Source organism: Streptomyces sp. NPDC052016, from assembly GCF_044548445.1.
Taxonomy (GTDB): domain Bacteria; phylum Actinomycetota; class Actinomycetes; order Streptomycetales; family Streptomycetaceae; genus Streptomyces.
Genome location: NZ_JBIUBX010000049.1, coordinates 9833 through 27410 on the forward strand (window position 1 = coordinate 9833; position 17578 = coordinate 27410).

Annotated in this window: 11 protein-coding genes; 6 read left to right on the forward strand and 5 right to left on the reverse strand. The window is 66.8% G+C overall.

What is annotated here, in order from left to right; all coding sequences use genetic code 11:
- Window positions 1-249 precede the first annotated feature (249 nt).
- Entirely contained in the window at window positions 250-633 is a 384-nt protein-coding gene (locus ACIHAR_RS38700) for a hypothetical protein (protein WP_400023922.1), read from the reverse strand.
- Between the two features lie 94 nt (window positions 634-727).
- Complete coding sequence (locus tag ACIHAR_RS38705; protein ID WP_400023924.1) at window positions 728-2143, reverse strand: Helicase associated domain protein; 1416 nt, start codon at window positions 2141-2143, stop codon at window positions 728-730.
- 269 nt (window positions 2144-2412) lie between these two features.
- Here ACIHAR_RS38705 and ACIHAR_RS38710 point away from each other — a divergent pair, with 269 nt between their 5' ends.
- Together ACIHAR_RS38710 and ACIHAR_RS38715 are read left to right on the forward strand one after the other, a co-directional pair.
- Window positions 2413-2601: a hypothetical protein gene (locus tag ACIHAR_RS38710; protein WP_400023925.1), complete on the forward strand. Its 189-nt coding sequence runs from the start codon at window positions 2413-2415 to the stop codon at window positions 2599-2601.
- Window positions 2602-2675: 74 nt separating this feature from the next.
- Complete coding sequence (locus ACIHAR_RS38715; protein WP_400023926.1) at window positions 2676-3188, forward strand: hypothetical protein; 513 nt, start codon at window positions 2676-2678, stop codon at window positions 3186-3188.
- A 110-nt stretch (window positions 3189-3298) separates the two neighbouring features.
- On the opposite strand, the gene ACIHAR_RS38720 is transcribed toward ACIHAR_RS38715, so the two are convergent.
- Entirely contained in the window at window positions 3299-4792 is a 1494-nt protein-coding gene (locus ACIHAR_RS38720; RefSeq protein WP_400023928.1) for a restriction endonuclease, read from the reverse strand.
- 382 nt (window positions 4793-5174) lie between these two features.
- Here ACIHAR_RS38720 and ACIHAR_RS38725 point away from each other — a divergent pair, with 382 nt between their 5' ends.
- The 4 genes from ACIHAR_RS38725 (at window position 5175) to ACIHAR_RS38740 (ending at window position 13877) form a co-directional block, all read left to right on the forward strand.
- On the forward strand, window positions 5175-9524 hold the full coding sequence (locus tag ACIHAR_RS38725) for a hypothetical protein (protein ID WP_400023930.1): 4350 nt from the start codon (window positions 5175-5177) through the stop codon (window positions 9522-9524).
- 161 nt (window positions 9525-9685) lie between these two features.
- A complete protein-coding gene (locus ACIHAR_RS38730) occupies window positions 9686-10831 on the forward strand; it encodes a tyrosine-type recombinase/integrase (RefSeq protein WP_400023932.1) in 1146 nt (381 codons plus the stop codon).
- The gene (locus tag ACIHAR_RS38735; RefSeq protein WP_400023934.1) at window positions 10828-13293 is read left to right on the forward strand and encodes a tyrosine-type recombinase/integrase; all 2466 of its coding nucleotides are present in this window, start codon (window positions 10828-10830) and stop codon (window positions 13291-13293) included. The genes ACIHAR_RS38730 and ACIHAR_RS38735 overlap by 4 nt, the downstream gene beginning before the upstream one ends.
- Complete coding sequence (locus ACIHAR_RS38740; protein WP_400023936.1) at window positions 13290-13877, forward strand: hypothetical protein; 588 nt, start codon at window positions 13290-13292, stop codon at window positions 13875-13877. The genes ACIHAR_RS38735 and ACIHAR_RS38740 overlap by 4 nt, the downstream gene beginning before the upstream one ends.
- A 38-nt stretch (window positions 13878-13915) precedes the next feature.
- On the opposite strand, the gene ACIHAR_RS38745 is transcribed toward ACIHAR_RS38740, so the two are convergent.
- Both ACIHAR_RS38745 and ACIHAR_RS38750 read right to left on the reverse strand, forming a co-directional pair.
- Window positions 13916-16432 carry a Helicase associated domain protein gene (locus tag ACIHAR_RS38745; protein ID WP_400023938.1) on the reverse strand — a complete coding sequence of 839 codons (2517 nt, stop codon included), beginning with the start codon at window positions 16430-16432 and terminating at the stop codon, window positions 13916-13918.
- A 20-nt stretch (window positions 16433-16452) separates the two neighbouring features.
- Entirely contained in the window at window positions 16453-17016 is a 564-nt protein-coding gene (locus tag ACIHAR_RS38750; protein ID WP_400023939.1) for a hypothetical protein, read from the reverse strand.
- Between the last annotated feature and the right edge of the window lie 562 nt (window positions 17017-17578).

Sequence of the window (17578 nt, forward strand, 5' to 3'; positions counted from 1 at the left end):
CCCCGCCCCGCCCCGCCCCCCGCCCCCCCACCCCCCCCCCCCCCGCGGGGGGCGCCCCCCCCCCCCCCCCCCCCCGACTCCACCGATGGAACAGGGGACGCCCTTCGGGCGGCGACCAGGGAAGGACGGCGGCGCGCCCCCGGCGCCTCTCTGCGCCTCTCAGGGCTTGACCGGCCGTCCCCTGGCCCGACCCGCGGTGCCGCCACCGGCGTCCGCCGGGCCGCCGGGGCGACTGCCGGAGTGCCGGAGTCACGGACTTTGTAACTTGGGGTCGCCGAAGCGGTGCAGCCGTACCTCCACGCCCTGCTGTCGGGCGAAGTCGGCGACACCCTCGACCGCGGCCGTCAACGCGGTGGCGAGTCTGTCCAGCTCCGGCGCGCGCCGCTCCCTGTCGGGCGCTGCCTCCACGGCCTGCCAGGCGGCACGGTATGCCTCCTCCAGCGGACCGATCCGCTCGTCGTAGTCGACGATCCCGTCAAGCCTGAAGGCCGGTCGGCGGCTCCGTGCGGCAAGGTCCAGCTGAGCGGTGACCGAGATCAGGTCACCCACGAGCTTCACGTGGACCGTGCCGATCTTCCGGCTCAGCAGGATCTCGGCCAGCACTGCGTTCCAGTGCTCCTCACCGTCCAGCATCAGTTCTCCACCTGACCGCCGCCCGCACCAGTCTCCGAAGGATGATCCGTGACGATAACCCTTCGGTGAGCTTTCAGGGCCAGGCCGTTGGGAACTACGCCCACCGCATGCCGATGGTGGAGAGCTGTTCGATGCGTTCGGGGGTGAGTGTCGCGGCTCGGCTCCGCTGGTTGCTGGTCCAGGCACCCAACTTGACCTGGTGTTCTTCCTGGCCATCGCCGTCGCGGCTGTCGTCTCCGCTGGCGATGGTGATGGTCTCGATGTGTTTGCGGGGTACGCGGAGGTGCCCCTCGCGCTCGTAGAACTGCCGGGCGGCTGCCAGGTTCATTGCCCATTTATCGGCCTGGCTGGTCCGCGGCTTGGGCTTCTCGTCCTGGGCCGCGGGTTGGATGCCGAGGATGTGTTCGCACATCCACTGCTGGACGCCGGTGAGCTTGTCCCAGCCGAACCGGACCGACCGTACCCACCGGCCGAGGTCTTCGCCCTGGTGGATGACGTCGCCCGGCTGGGTGGGCAGTGTGCCGCCGGCTTCGAGGTGCTGTCGGGTGAGGTGGAAGCAGCGTTGCCATTCCACTGGCCAGGTGGGGCACCAGGCGGGGTCGATGTCCTCGAGCTGTTCGCGCCGTTCCTCCGGCAGCGCGCCGGCCGCCGACGGAACGGGCAGGCCTTCGGCCCGTCGCTGCTCGATCTCCTGCGCTCGCCGGGCGGCGGCCCGCTGGTTCTTCAGCCATATCCCGATCTTGTAGCCCTGGTAGGTGGCGTCCAGCGGCGCGAGCAGGTGGCCGTTCTCCTCGGCCCACCCACGTGCCGCCGCGAGTCCTTCCTCCCACGCGACGTCGAAGTGCGACCACACCATGCCGAGCTTCTCGAGCTGCCGGGCGCGGTCTTCGTCCATGTCCCCGCGGGCGTAGAAGCGCCTGGCGTCGGCGATCCATTGGCCCAGCGGGAACGCGGCGAGGGAGGCCGGCCACCCCTCACCCTCCGCGTCCTGATCGTCGCGGCCGGGGACGCGGTAGGTGAACGGCACCTTCAGGTCGCCGTGGAGCCGGTGGTAGATGGCGGCGGTCTCGATGCCGCGTCGCCAGTGGGCGTTCTCGGGGTGGAGGACCCGCAGGTTGATGAACGCGGCCAGTGCGGCGGGATCACGCGGCGTGCTGAACTTCAGCAGCGCCTGAGCCGGCAGGGACAGACCTCGGTCGCTTGGGTCGCTGCCGACCCCCTCGCCTCCCTCGCTGCCTCCGCGGCTCTGCACGCCCCTCACGCGGCTGCGTGCCTGCGGTTCGGCCAGCTGCTCGACGATGCGGGCGTCGTGGGCCCTGAGCGCCTCCAAAAGCTTGGCCAGGCCGCCGTACGCGCGGGAGGTGAGCATGTTGTCGGGCGTCTCCCCGGGCGCCAGCAGCACCGGCACCACGAGGGAGGCCGTCTTGCCTTCGCCGGGCTGCATGCGCAGCGCCCGGCCGACGGCCTGGACCAGGTCCGGCATCGAGCCTCGCACGTCCGCGAAGTACACGGAGTCACATTCCCGGGTGTCGATTATCTGTAGGTGGTGTGCCGTATGGAGTGTCTGTTGTGGACTTGACCTGCGGATATTCCGCTGCCCCGGATCGAGTGAGGCCTACAGCAGGTGTCGATCTTCGTGCGAGACGGGCTTGCCGACGTTGTAGCGAGGAGTCCGCAGAGTCATTGCCTTGCTAGAGGCAAGGGTTGGTAGTAGGTTGCTCAAGGTTATTTCTCTTGACACATGCAAGGTTTGGGGGTGGTATCGACATGGCAAATCGGATGGACGTGCTTCTCGCGGCGCTGGACCGTCAGGGATTCAAGAGCTGGCAGAGCCCGGAGGGATCTTGGTTCTTCTCTCAGGACGGCAACGTGACCACGATCGATCACGAACCCGGCAGCACGGGTGAGTGGCTCGATCTGATCTCGACGCTGCGAGATATGGGCCTGGTCCTCCCGGACGAGGGCTAGCCAGGTATGGAAGGGGGCCAGAAGGCCTGGCCCCCTGTACCTGTCCATCCGCGTACACCGCAGGAACGAAACAGATGGAAGGAGAGGAGAGAAGCATGGAACAGGAATGGCGGGCGTCTGCGACTGCGGATGCTGTTCGCGCCCTACGAGATGAGCAGTTCGAAGAGATGCACCGGCACTTCGCTGGTGTCATCAGGTATGAGGCTGACAGCCGACGTCTTCACATTCTGTGGCGTCTGAGGGCGTCCAGCTTGGTGGAGGCTGCGCATAAGGCTCTTCATACAGTGGCTGAGGGACTTGAGGCTGGGCTGGGCCACATGCCTCAGCTGATCGACCTGCGTGTGGTTACCGCTGAGCAGGCAGCCGCGGAGCGGGACTACCCCAAGGAGCAGAAGCTCATGGGGTACAGGGAAGCGGCTGAGGAACTGGGTGTCTCTCGTCAACGGGTGGCTCAGTTGGACGGTAACCATCCTGACTTCCCGCGGCCGATTGGCCGCACAGGTGCTGGCCCGGTCTTCACTGCCGAGTCCATCCGGTCCTTTGCCGCGAGGTGGGACCGGAGTCCGGGGCGGAGGAAGACCGCTTAGGCAACTGCGTTTGAGTGAGCGGGCCCCACTGGCTGCTGGCCTTCACCAGCCAGCGGGGCCGGCTTGCGGCAGTGTCTACCCTTGCTCATCCGTCGTGGAGCTGACCCTGGTCACCATCTGGCCCGGATCGTTGCTACGGCTAGATCGGACGTGTGGGCGGTATGCACGGCCTCTAGCCAGTAGCGCTCTGGTGGGCGAGTTACGGGATGATGATCTGCTAGGGCGCACACCAAGAATCCGCTGTCCTGAAGTTCTAGCGGCCAGCCTTCGAGCACGGCGTGCTTGCCGTTCGCGGAGTAGTGATCGCGCAAGACGAGGCCGACGACGAAGTCCTGGCCTGTGACTGAGTCGTGTTCCACGATGGTGGCCAGTGGGTCTACTGGTTGCTGATCAAGCCAGCTGATCTTGATCGCCGTGATGTCCAAGTGGCGGAAGTAGACGTTGTGCGTCGCTCCGAATCGGTCGTGGAGGTGACGCAGGGCTGTGGCGTCCAGCGGAGTGCCGGGGAGCTGGAAGGATAGTTGGCATTGTGAGACCAGCAGAGAAGCAGGCGTACTGTTGCGTTGGCTGCCCGAGGGTGTGCACTCGTCCTGTTGCTGCCCGGCGGGTGGCGGCTCGGCCGCAGCAATGATTGCCGTCAGCGTGTAGAGGCCGCCCAGGGTGGTGTCGCAGTACACGAGCTGCTCGCTGTGGTGTGGGGCGGCAGGCTCTGTCATTCGCTGCTGGGCGTTGTCCAACGCTTTTATGAGTTCGCCAGCGCCGATTCCGAACCATGAGGTGTCGTTCTGCTGGAGGGTCCAGGTGGGACGTGCGCTGGCCAGTCCGAGCTCATCAAGGCCGTGGATCAGACGTATCAAGTCGTCTGCAGTATGGGCTTGGATGGGGATGTCCATGCATACGCCGCGGCCGCGACCGAAGGACCAGTCCACGTTTGTGACGGCGGTAGCGAACACTGCGGGGGCGAAGCCGCCCGGAACAGTTAGGTAAGGGTGTTGCTCCCCGTCGGCGTCGCGGAGATGCAGGTCTCTGGCTGGCAGTGCGCGGTCTGGCCTACGGGTTGTGGTGTGTGCCCGTGCAGACTCGCCGAGATGCACCTGGCCATGAGTGATCAGTGCCTCTTGCTTGGCTCTGAGCAGGCCGGGCAGTGTTGTCGGCTCCCGAAGAGCGCTCAGCAGATCCTCTTGGTCGATCAGGAGGATCGGTGTCTGACGCTCTCGGCTGACCTCCTCTACGACGGTTCCGGTGAAGCCGGAGATGCTGACGAGCACACCTACTATGGCGGCACTGGTCCGGCGTAAGCGGTCGCGTAGGCCGCCGAGTACGTCTATGTCCGCCTTCGCGGCTTGCCACTTGGCTTCCAGGAGATACCGATGGTCTCCGTAGCGGGCGGACAAGTCCGTCTGGCGTGGGTGTGCGATCCGCGGGTTGAGCTCTACCTCGAAGTGAGCGAGCTGGAAGGCTCGCTGCAGTAGGTGCTCGAAGTCCTTCCCCCGGCGTTGTGGATCGCCTGCGGCGCTGAGCCGCGTGTACGCGTCAGCTAGGTCGCTGACGCCTGTGAGGAGTAGGGCGTCGTTGTTCAACCTGGGTTCAAAGTTCTCGGCCACGTCGGTGATTCTGCTTCGACTTCTGACGAGGACTGGGCCAGTTGCGCGAATCGGGTACCAGGAGCGGCGTCCGCCCTTGGTTGCCCCCAATTGAAGAGCAGACGCGTCGATGCCCTGCATGGCCCCAGCTGAGCAGTGGGTCCTCGAAGAGACCACGGCTGTGGCTTCCGCGTCTGCGTCCCAGGACAGCAGAGAGGTGGATCTTTTGTCAGGAATATTCCGGATGTCTGATTGTCGGTGGGTGGAGGTAGGGTCGCGGGATGCGGGTTCCTGAAAGAAAGGAGCCTTTGCGGCTTTCGAGGGGTGAGGCTGGGTGGGGCTGGCGGGCGGGGCTGCGGACAAGGCGGGTAACCGGTACGAGGACTGGTGGACCGCATTGAGGGTGGCGGAGCTGCTGAGGGGGCGGGCGTCGCGGATTCGCCTAGAGCCCCCGGGGCCGGCGGGTGCCGGGATCGAGTTCGAGCTTGAGGCGGACGACGGCACGTGGTGCGAGCAGGTGAAGGACGTTCCCTCGAAGGGGCCGTGGACCCTGGATGCTGCGGGGAAGATCCTCAATGCGGTCACGGGGCATCTTGCGGAGGGCAAGAAGGTGCGCCTCGTGCTGTCCACAGGGGCCCCTGAACTGCACGATCTTGCCCAGCGTGCCCGGGCCGCCGACACACTCGCCGAATTCGAGGGCATCATCACCAAGGCTCAGGCTCCCCAGTTCGTACAGGTGCTCGGGAACTGGTCTGTAAACGATGTGCCGGTCAACCGGGAGGTCGGCTGGCGGTATCTGCAGGCCGTGCACGTGGAGCACTACTCACCAGAGGCACTGCGCCGCCTGGTGGTCTCCGAGTATGAGCTGCTGTTCGTCGGCGATCCGGAAGTGATCGTCAGGCAGCTGAGCGGCTATCTCGACGAGCATCTGCACCAGCGCCTCACCGGCTCCCAGATCCGGAGCCACCTTTTGACCGTGCCGGGAGTACGCCCACGCCTGCTGGCTGGTGACACCGGAACACTCACAGTGCTGGCCGGTACCGTCGAGCGCTTTGTGCGGCGTGTGCGGCGCGACAGGCCTGTATTCGGGATGGCCGCCCGTCCGCACGTGGAGCAGTTGTACGAACGCCTGGTGGCTGAGGGCGGTCCGCAGATTGTGGTCTGCGAGGGCGGGGCTGGCCTGGGTAAGTCGGCGGTTGTCACCGATGTCCTGGTCCGGCTGAGCGAGCAGGGATGGCCAGCGGCCGCGGTCCGGATGGACGGTGCTGACGCGGGCGTGCAGACGGCCAAGGAGCTGGGAACGAAGATGACCCTGCCGGACTCGCCGGCGGTGCTGCTGGCCGGAGTCGCGGACGGAGACCCGGCGCTGTTGGTGATTGACCAACTGGATGCGGTCAGTACCTACAACGGCAGGATGTCGGATGCTTACGAGGCCGTCGAGGACGTACTCGCGCAGTTGGTCGTTGCCCCGAACGTCAAGGTGCTCCTGGTAGCCCGCACCGTCGATATCGACAACGACCGGAGGCTGTCCCGTCTGGTCGCCGACTCCGCCCGGACAGCTCGATTTCCCCTCAGCGTTCTGGATCTGGAACAGGTGCGGGCTGTTCTGTCCGCCAGCGGGACGAATCCCGAAGGCCTGGGACCGGTGACACTGGAGCTGTTGCGGACTCCGTTGCACCTGTCGGTCTTCAGCCGCCTCTCGCCCTCCGCACGTACCGCTTCGTACCGGACGTTGCAGGAGCTGTACGCGCGCTACACCGATGAACTACGCGAAGAGATCGAGCGCCAGGTCGCCGCTCTGGACTGGTCGGGCATCACTGGCACGCTGTGCGCCTCTATGAGTGAACGCGAAACGCTCCAGGCGCCCTTGGCTCTCCTCGATGGTTTTGCCCGCCAGCACATCAGGGTGCTCGAGTCGCACGGTGTGCTGGTGCGCGACGCGGAACAGATCGGGTTCTTCCACGAGACGTACTTCGACTTCCTTTTCGCCCGGTCTTTCATCTCTACCGAAGCGGATATCCACGACTTTCTTGCTGGCTCTGGCCAGCATCTGTTCCGTCGGGCCCAGACCCGGCAGATCCTTGAGCACCTCGCCGGCACCAATCGAGATCGTTTCCGCGCCACGGTGGCCCAGCTTCTGAGCTCCGACCGGATCCGTTCGCACCTGCACGACGTGATCATCGCGGTGCTCGGGCAACTCGATGCCGCCTTGCCGGAATGGCAGGCCATCGAACCGGTCGCCTGGGGCCAGGCTCCTGTGGCGGGCAAAGTCCGCGGCCTGCTCGCCCAACCCCAATGGTTCGACGCCGCCGGCCACGATCAGAGGTGGGAACGCTGGCTGAACACGCCGCAGACCGCCGATGCGGCGTTCCGCGAACTGCTGGCCGTCGCGCGGCACCGGCCCCGACGTGTCGTGGAGCTGGTGCGACCGTACGTGGACACCACGCCACAGTGGGGGCAGCGCCTCCTGTCGCTGATCGAGTGGGCACTCACACCCGACCTCGTCGACCTTGCCGTCGACCTGATTGAGAACGGCCATGCCGATGAGGCCCGCGGGCCGATCGCGGTCAACAGTGACTTCTGGTCGCTCCTCTACGGCCTCGCCGAAACCGCCCCCGCTCCCGCCGCCCGTCTCGTCGGCGCCTACCTGCGCCGCCACCTTGCCCGAGCGCGCGCCGACGGCTCCGGCGATCCCTTCGCGTCCAATCACCTCTCCACGCACTCGCAGGTTGCCGGCACCGTCCTCTCCAGCATCGCGAAGGCCGCGCCGGAGGCCTATGTGGAGCAGGTATTGCCCTTCGTCATCGACGTGGCCACCGCTGGCAGCACGGACCGCACCGATGCCTATGCCCCCGGCGGCCGTTGGGGCTACCGCCACATAGGCGGCCACAGCGTGGACACCGCGCTGCTGGCCGCCCTGGACACAGCACTATGCTCCCTGGCGGCCAGCTACCCGGCTGCCGCTGCCGGCGCCCTACAGCACCTGGCGTCGTCACCAGTCCAGGAACTGCGTTTCCTTGCCTGCCGCGCGTACACCCTCATAGGCCAGGCCGATGAGGCTATCTCCTGGCTCCTGACCGATGAGCGCAACCTGCGCCTGGGATGGCTGGACAGCCCGCGCTGGGCCTCACGTGGACTCATTGAAGCAGCTACACCCCACTGCAGTGACGAGACGCTGGAGCGCCTTACCGCGGTACTGCTTGGCCACTACACGGCATGGGAGCGCCGACGCAAGAAGGGGCAGCGCAGCGCGTGGGGCTGGGCCCAGTACGAACTGCTGTCGGCAGTCACCCCCGATCGCCGTAGCGACGTGGTAAGCCGTCGGCTCGCTGAGTGGGAACGCAAATTCTTTGGCCAGCTCCCTTCTCCACCGACAGCCATCCAGGCCGAATTTGTGGGTTCGCCGATCAGCGACCACGCGGCCGGGCACATGACCGACGCCCAGTGGCACCGAGCCCTGGACAAGTACGCCAAACCCCGGCCCGAGCGCTTCTGGCCGCCTCAGGGGGGCGTTTACGAACTCGCCCAGACCCTGCGCAGCCGCGCGGAGCAGGAACCTGACCGCTTCACCGAATTCGCCTTCTCCCTTGGCTCCGGCTCACCGGCCGCCTACCTGTGCGCGATCGTGGAGGCGGTCACGCCTCACTTGGACGCCGACCGTTGGGAGCAGTTGGCTCTCCACGCTCATCGGACACTCGGCCCCGCCGCCGCGCCCACGATTTGCCGTGCCCTGCAGTCGGCTCCGCAGAGCTTCACTGCTGCTTCGCTGCCAGCCCTCGACAGCTACACCACGGATCCCCACCCCGAGCAGGACATCCGCGACGCCGATACCGAGGGAACCCGAACGGATTTGCTGACCGCCGGCATGAACGCCACCCGCGGCCAGGCAGCGCTCACCGTTGCCGCCCTGCTCTCCCACGGCAGTGAGCACCTGCACGCCTTGACGCCCCTAGTCACCCGCCTCGCCAACGACCCCGTGCTCGCTGTCCGAGTCTGTGCCGCCCAGGCCGTGCTGGCCCTGATGAAGCATGACCCTCAGATTGCGCTGGATACCGCTGAGCAACTCCTGAACCATCAGGACGCCAACGTCTACAACGCCTCCACCATCCAACGGTTGCTCATCAACACACTGGTTCGTGAACCCTCACGCTTCGCTGCGCACCTTGCTCGGGCGCTTCAAGGACCAGGCCAGACGGCCGAACTCGCCGGCCAGTCCTGGGCCGTTGCCGCCATCCAGGGGTGTCTCATCCCAGACCTACCCAAGACCACGCACGAACTCAACGCCCTCGCACGCCGTGGGGCGGCAGCAGTCTTCGCCAACAACGTCGACCATTACCCACACCTTGTCCCGCTGCTTAACGACGCCGACGCCGACGTCCGAAAGAATGCGTCCCTAGCCATGCGGCAGGTCTTCGACCTGTTTCCCGCACAAGCCGACGAGCTCATCAAGGCCTTTCTCGGTAGCCAGGCCTTTCCTGACCATCTCGAGCATCTTGCTTTTGCCCTCTACGACCACACCGGCCCCCTTCCGGCCGTGGCTATTGATGCCTGCGAGCGCATCGTCCAGCACGCGGGCAGGGATCTCGACCTGAGAACCCACCGAGCAGCGGACGGCCACCATCTGGTCTCGGCGGTCCTCCGCCTCTATCGCCAAAGCCCCCAACCCCAACGCATCCGTTGTCTGGACATCATCGACAAGCTCTCGCAAGCAGGCGCCTATGGGTTGCACGCAGCTTTGGAAAACGAGCGCTGAGCCGTACGAACCACCTGTCCCGGCCTGCCACGGATTATCCATAGTGCGTGGGCATGTCTGGTGTGTTTGGCAGGGATGTCACCTGCTCGTATGGCCGTCTGACCGTTCGCGCCTCGGTGCCCGACGGGGCTTGGTTCTGTTTGGGGGTGGAGCAGAACTATGTGGCTGAGCGTTCGATCTCCCCGGTGACGGGTGTGGAGCGGTGGGTGGTGGCCGACGCACGCACCTATGACCTGCATGTAGAGGCGTGTGCGTTTCTGGCGGGGTTGCGTAGCAAGGGCCGCTCGCCGAACACGGAGCGGGTCTACGCGGGCCGTCTCGCCCTCTATCTGAACTACTGCACCCAGCGCCGTATCGAGTGGTCGCGTCCGAGTTTCATGGCTCTGTCCGGGCTGCAGCAGTGGCTGGTCACCACGCCGCTGCCGGCCCGCAGCCGCCGCTCCCCTGCCACGGCGGCGCCCCGCTACCGTTCGCAGGGTACGGCGAACGCGGTGATGACGGCGGTCACGGACTTCCTGCGCTTCGGCGCGCTCCACGGCTGGGTTCCTTCGCAGACGGCCGGGCTGTTGTCGGAGCCGAGGTTCCTGCGGTTCTTGCCGGCCGGTTACGACGCCGGTGAGCGCGGCCAGTGGCGCCAGGTCCAGGTGTCGGCTTTTCGTTTCCAGGTCAGCGAGCCCGGCTACGAGGACCTGTCCCCGGAGCAGATCCGCCGCATGATCGCGGATACGCCCCGGGCGCGGGACCGTTTTCTCATCGCGCTGCTCGCCGCGACCGGCCTGCGGATCGGGGAGGCCCTGGGGCTGCGCCAGGAGGATCTGCACTTTCTGGCCTCGTCACGCTCGCTGGGCTGCCCGGTGGAGGGCCCGCACCTTCATGTGCGGCGCCGCACCGACAATCCGAACCGGGCCCTGGCCAAGTCCAGACACTCCCGCTGCCTCCCCGTCACCCCCGACATCGTCGCCTTCTACACCGACTACCAGCACGAACGGACCCCGGTGGCCGCCGCGGCCGAGACAGGCATGGTGTTCGTGAACCTCTTCCGGCCCCCGCTGGGGCGGGCCATGACCTACCCGAACGCCAAGAACGTCTTCGACCGTCTGGCCCGCCGCGCCGGGCACCCGGCTCGCCCGCACATGCTGCGCCACTCCGCGGCCACCCACTGGCTGCGTGAGGGAGTGGACCGGGACGTGGTGCAAAAGCTGCTGGGGCACGCCTCGCCGCTGTCCATGGACCGCTACCGCCACGTCGATGAGTCCGAGACCCGGGCGGCTGTCGACCGGGCACAGGCATGGCGGGAGGACCAGTGAGCACGGCTGGTGCGCCTGCCGTCGCACTTTCCGCATCGACGAAGGCCACGAAGAAGTCGTGGGAGACGTGGCTGTGTGCCCACATCGATCCCGCGTGGCGACCGGGGGAGTGGGACGGCGCCAGATGGCTGTTCACCGGAGACCTCGACAACCCGCGCACCTCGTCCTCCCGGTGCCGCACCCGCCGCTGCGACGTGATCGTGCGTGCTCAGGAGACGTTCTGCACCTACTGCTCGGATCAACGCAGAAAGAGCGGTCTGCCGCGGGAAGAGTTCGCCGCCACTTTCACTCCCGCCCGTTCCAGATCCCTGCCGTTGACGGTCGTCGGGCCGTGCACGCTCGCCCGGGACGGCGTGCGGTGTGTACGGCCCCAGGTATCGGGAGGCCTGTGCGCGGCTCACGACAACTCCCGTAAGTACCACACGGCAAGAGGCACGTTCGAACGCTGGCTCCGTGAGCGCGCGATGCCCTTCACTGACGTGCCCGTCTGCATGGTCGCCGACTGTGCCGGCGCATCCATGAATTCCCGGGGACTGTGCAACTACCACTGGCGTGCCTGGAGGGCAGACTGCCGCTCCAGCACTGCCCCTGTCCCTGCTGCGCAGTGGGCGCCGGGGCAGCCGCTCTATCTGCTGGCGCACCAGTTCCATCTCGTCCCATTGCCCGAGTTGCTGCGCTGGGAAGTGCTGTACGCCGTGCAGCAGATGGACCAGTGGGTACGTGCCCTGGAACCTCACTGGATCCGCGGCGTGATCAGCCACCTCACCACGGCCGACACCCTGCTGGACGCCACCAACGCGGCCCGGCTCACCAAGCCGCACCAGGCTGCCGTCCGTACATTGGAGAACCTGCAGTCCGCCGCCCGCGCCGGATACAGCGAGTTCTCCGGGATCACCCTCATCGACCAGGACGTCATCGATCTGCGCGTCCTCGGGCTGCGCCACAGCGCGTCCGGCAAGCGCCGGCATCTGCCCGGCCGCGTCGATCTCCGCACAGTCCGCCAGCCCTGGCTGCGCCAGGCGCTGCGCCATTGGGTGACCACCGCCCGACCCACCACGGAAGACTTCAAGCGCACTTTCCACGCGACGACCATCGCCTCCACGACTCTCGCCCAGCGCGCCGACGCCGGCGACGATCCCGCCGTTCTGACGTTCGCCGATGCCACCTCGGCCGTCGACGCTTTCCGAGCCGCACGCAAACGAGACGGCACCCCCTACTCCTCCTCCTTCCGACGCAGTCTGTTGGGCATGTTCTTCCAGCTCATCGCCTACGGCCGCCGCTGCGGCACCCTCGATGACCTGGCCGGCACCTTCACCCGCGTGCCCGTCGAGGACTTCATCGGCAAGGCCATCCCCGAGTCCGTCATCCGGCAACTGGACGCCCACCTCGACACCCTGGGCACCGGAAACACCTACGGCTGCCGCGACATCGCCCCAGACGCCCGGCACCTGCTGTACCGCACGATGTACATCGTCCTGCGCGATACCGGGCGCCGCCCGCTCGAGATCGTCTCCCTGTCCCGTGACTGCCTGGAAACCCACAATGGCCAGCCCACCCTGATTTGGGACAACCACAAGAGGAAACGCCACCGCCGACGTCTGCCGATCACAACCTCCACCGCTGACGCCATCAGAACCTGGCAAGCCTGCCGCGACCAGCTGCATCTTCCCGCCAAGGGGGACCGATACCTCTTTCCGTCCCTCACTCCACTGAGCGACGCCCCCTACATCTCCAGCACCTACCTCAGCGACGCCCTCAGACTCTGGGCAGACGCCCTGCCCCAGCTCCACGCCGAGGGCACCGACTCAAGAGGGCAACGCCTGCTCTTCGACCGGTCTCTGATCTACCCCTACGCCTTCCGCCACTCCTATGCCCAGCGCCACGCACACGCCGGTACCCCCGTCGACGTGCTGCGCGAACTGATGGACCACAAATCCATCGCCATGACGCAGCGCTACTACACCGTCTCCCTCAAGCGGAAGAGCGAAGCCGTGGCCAAACTCAGCGCACATGTCCTCGACCAACACGGCCACCTCAGCCCGAGCTCGAGCACTGCCTACGAGATGCGCTCCGTCGCCGTTCCCTTTGGCGGCTGCACGGAGCCGTCGAACGTGAAAGCCGGAGGCCAGGCGTGCCCCATCCGTTTCCAGTGCGCCGGCTGTGGCTTCTACCGCCCCGACCCCTCCTACCTGCCTGCCATCGAGCAGCACATCAACGAGCTACGAGCAGACCGCGAAACCGCACTCGCCATGGGCGCCGCCGAGTTCGTCACCACCGCGCTCACCGCACAGATCACTGCCTACCAGCGAGTCATCGACCGCATGCACACACACCTGGGATCCCTCCCCGCTTCCGAACGTGCCCAGATCGAAGAGGCCAGCACTGTGCTGCGAAAAGCACGAGCAGGCGGCAACCACACTCTCCTGCCCCTCACCACCGCCCGGCCGAAAGACCCGCGATGAATCCCCGCGGCAATCCCGCGGCGATGAATCCCCGCGGCAATCCCGCCCCCCTCGCCGAAGCCAGACGCCGTCACAGCCTCGACAAACGAGCCCGTGTCCTCACGGTTCTCGCCACACTCGAGGCACAGGGAAAGCCGCTCACCTTCGCCGCAGTGGCCCGCGCCGCCCGCGTCTCCACCTGGCTCACCTATGCCCCCGGCGTACGGGAGCACATCGAGGCAGCCCAACTACGCCAAGCCCACAGCACCCCACCGTCTGCCACGGCAAGTCCGCCCTCCGAGCTCAGCCTGCGCACCGAGCTCGAAACCGCCCGGAAAGAAATCAAAGACCTCCGCGAGGAACGCGACCGGCTCCAGACAGCCCTGCGCCACCAACTCGGCCACCAGCTCGATGCCATCCACGCCCCTGACGCATCGACCAGAGCAGACGAACTGACCACCCTGAATCAGGACCTCACCCGCCAGCTACAGGAGGCCTCCTCCGAGAACGCCATATGCCGGGCCCGCATCACAACTCTCGAGGAAGACCTGACCGCCGCCCGCACCAGCCTCCGAAGGATGATCCGTGACGAAAACCTTCGGTGAGCGTGAGCGAACACGGCATCGCCAGCACAGGGACCGCATCATGCCCAGCGCATGCCGATATTGGAGAGCTGTTCCATGCGTTCGGGGGAGAGCGTCGCCGCTCGTGAGCGTTGGTTGCTGACCCACGCCCCGAGACGGAGCTCGCGTTGCTCCTGGTCCTTGTCGACGATCCGCTCGATGTGTTTGCGCGGTACCCGAAGGTGCCCTTCGCGCTCGTAGAACTGCTTGGCGGCCGCGAAGTTCATCGCCCATTTGTCGGCCTGCGTACGACGCGGCTTCGGCTTCTCGTCCTCGGTCGCGGGCTCGATCCCAAGGATGTGCTCGCACTTCCATTGCTGGACGGTGGTGAGTTTGTCCCAGCCCAGACGCTGGGCGCGTACCCATCGTCCGAGGTCCTCGCCTTGGTGCACGACGGTGCCGGGCTCGGTCGGCAGCGCCCCGCCTTCGTCCAGGTGCAGCCGGGTGAGGTGGAAGCAGCGCTGCCACTCCACCGGCCACGTGGGACACCACGACGGGTCGATCTCCTCCAGCTGCTCGCGTCGCTCCTCAGACAAGGCGCCGGCCGCCGACGGAACCGGCAGGCCTTCGGCACGCCGCTGCTCGTTCTCGGCGGCCCGGCGGGCGGCGGCTCGCACGTTCTTGAGGAAGATCCCTACCCGATAGCCCTTGTAGGTGGCGTCCAGCGGGGCCAGGAGGTGGCCCGCCTCGGCTGCCCACCCGCGCGCCGCGGCGAGGCCTTCTTCCCAGGCGACGTCGTAGTGCGACCAGATCATGCCGAGCTTCTCCAGCTGCCGGGCGCGGTCTTCGTCCATATCCCCGCGGGCGTAGAAGCGCCTGTTGTCGGCGATCCATTGCCCCAGGGGGAAATCGGCGAGCGAGGTCGGCCACACCTCGGCTTCGGCCTCCGGGTCGTCGCGGCCGGGCACGCGGTACGTGAACGGCACCTTAAGGTCGCCGTGCTTGCGCGCGTACAGGACGGCGGCCTCGATGCCGCGTCGCCAGTGGGTGTGTTCGGGGTTGAGGACGCGCAGGTTGATGAAGGCCGCCAGCTGTGCCGGATCGCGTGGGGTACTGAATTTCAGCAGTTCCCGGGCCGGTACTGACAGCCGGTCGCTTCGATCGCTCGCGGCACCCTCTCCTTCCTCGCTGCCCGAGCGGCTCTGTACGCCCCTGACACGGCTTCGCGCCTGTTGCTCGGCGAGCTGCTCCACGACACGGGCGTCGTGTGCCCTGAGCGCTTCCAGCAGCTTGGCCAGGCCGCCGTACGCCCGGGAAGTGAGCATGTTGTCTGCCGTCTCCCCGGGCCCCAGCAGCACCGGCACCACGAGCGATGCCGTCTTGCCCTGGCCCGGCTGCATCCGCAGCGCTCGCCCAACGGCCTGTACCAGGTCCGGCATTGAGCCGCGCACGTCCGCAAAGTACACGGAGTCACAGTGGGACGTGTCGATGCCTTCGCCGAGCACGCGAACGGATGCGAGGAACGTCTTCTCCACGACCGTGCCGTCCACAGCGATGCCTCTGGAGAACTCGTCCAGGACGCGGCGCCGGTGGAGTGGTTTGTGCTCGCCGCAGAGCCAGTCGGCCCAGACCGTCGCCGGGTACAGTTCCGGGTCCGCGTCGTGCAATTGCGCAGCGATGTCGGGAAGTCCGGCCGCGAACGCCTCGGCTTCCTTGACCACGTGGTGGAAGGTGAGTGTGCGGCGAAAGCCCTCCTCCGCAGCCGCCTTCACCAACGCCGTCTGCAGCGCTGCGAGCCGTGCCCCGCGCACCTGGTCCGATCGGCCCTCGGCACCGAGCAGCATGGCGGCCTGGAGCTGCGTGTCCGTGACGTCGACGCACACGACCTGGTAGGGCGCGCAGATCCCTCGGTCGATCGCCTCCGACAGCGTCAGGGTGTAACACCGGGCGCCGAACGGCCCGTTGGGGTCGTCTTCCATGCTCGCCACCAGCTCGCCCGGCACGCTGCCCGGCTCCTGGTCCTCGTCCAGCTGCCACAGCCGGGGGGTGGCCGTCATGTAGAGGCGGCGCAGGGACGGGATCTTCCGGTTGTTGTGGACGACAGCCCAGGGCTTGCCGCTCCGGCCGGAACACCGGTGGGCTTCGTCCACGACGATCAGGTCCCAACCAGGAAGGCCGGCTTCGTGAGCGCGCTCCAGAGTGCCGAGTCCCAGGCTGGCGTACGTGGCGAACACGGTGACCTTGTCGAACGGCCGCACCCAGGCGACGAGTTCCTCCACATCCGTGGTGTTGGGAAAGCCCGCATCCTCCCCGCGCAGCGAGGACACGCCGATCATCGGCCCGCTACGGCCTCCCTCGCGCCACGCGGCCTCGGTCTGAGCGAGCAGATCAAGTGAGGGCACGAGCACCAGTACACGGCCTGCCTGCAGTTCCTCCGCGCTCCGTGTGGCCACGAGGCTCTTGCCTGATCCCGTCGCCATGATCACCTGAGTCCGGAGTCCACGCTCAGGCACAATGGATCTTGCAGGAAGTTCCAATGCCCTGATAATCGCGTCGACGGCTTCTCGTTGGTGGGGACGGAGGGTTTTTCTTTCCACCGAACTTCCCTTCTCCTCGATTATTGTCGCCCCCGCCGCGAGTGCGCAGCGTGCTGCGCCAAGACGGCTTCAGTCAGGTCGGTGCGCAACTGTTCGAGGAAGCCGCTAAGGTCCATGGCAGCGCAGCGGTAGCCGCCAGGGTCGAGGTGGTAGCTGTCGCCGGTGAGGGCCCCGAGCGTGAGGTGGTAGACGCCGCCGCTGGTGTGGCTGACCGCGTACATGCCCCCTCCACCGTCCGTACCGAACACTGTCACCGTGTCAGAAGTGGCCCCCCCAGTAAGTCGGCTTGGGTAGTTGCGGGACTCCCTCTGGGAGACGAGAGAAGATGCGTTATCGATCCAGATACCGTTGCCGAGATCGGGCAGTACGACAGGGCCGAGCTGGGCGTAGTACTCCAGGAGTGCCTCGGCCGCCCCGGCCTGACCGAGCAGTGCGACCGCGGCCTTACCCTCCTCGGCGGAGGCGAGATGGACCTCGTGTTTTCCAGGCGAGTAACCATGTGCGGCCTCGAAGCCGGTGGCGAAGGCATCCGCGAGCCGAGTCATTTCTTCGCCCCACTCACGCAAATATGCAGTGCCGTCCACGGCCGATGACCGCCCATCCAAGAGAGTGCATTAATTCCAGAGTCTAGCATCACATAACTTTGATGCACTCTCCATCGTCAACTTCGGTGGGAGTGCATCACCAGACCGTCCGATACAAAACAGGCCCGCGACCGGTCTCCTCATCACCGCCGGTCTATGCTGCGACGCCTCGAACCTCCTGAGACAGCCCGCCCGTGCCGACCCGCGCCACTGGTCCTGAAGATGCGGGCCTACGTCTGCCGGGGCCGTCGATGTGTTTCTTCGACGAACGTGATGCTGCTGGGGCTGACCGCTCTGGCTCTGCATGTGGCTGGCATCGGGGCCGGCTAGGCCCGCAGACGCTGACACCCGCACCGGGGTGGTGGTGACAGCCCATCACCACCACCCCGCTGCTTCTGTAGCCAGCCCGGCCCGCGCCAGCGGGCCGTTGAAGGGACTGGAGGCGAAGCCGGAAGGACCGCGGGGCGGGGGAGCGCAGCGGAAGCCTGGCCGGCGGGACGGGAGTCCCGCCGGTCCGAGAGCGAAGCGAACGGCCATCAACCCGGCTGCGCAGCAGCCGGGT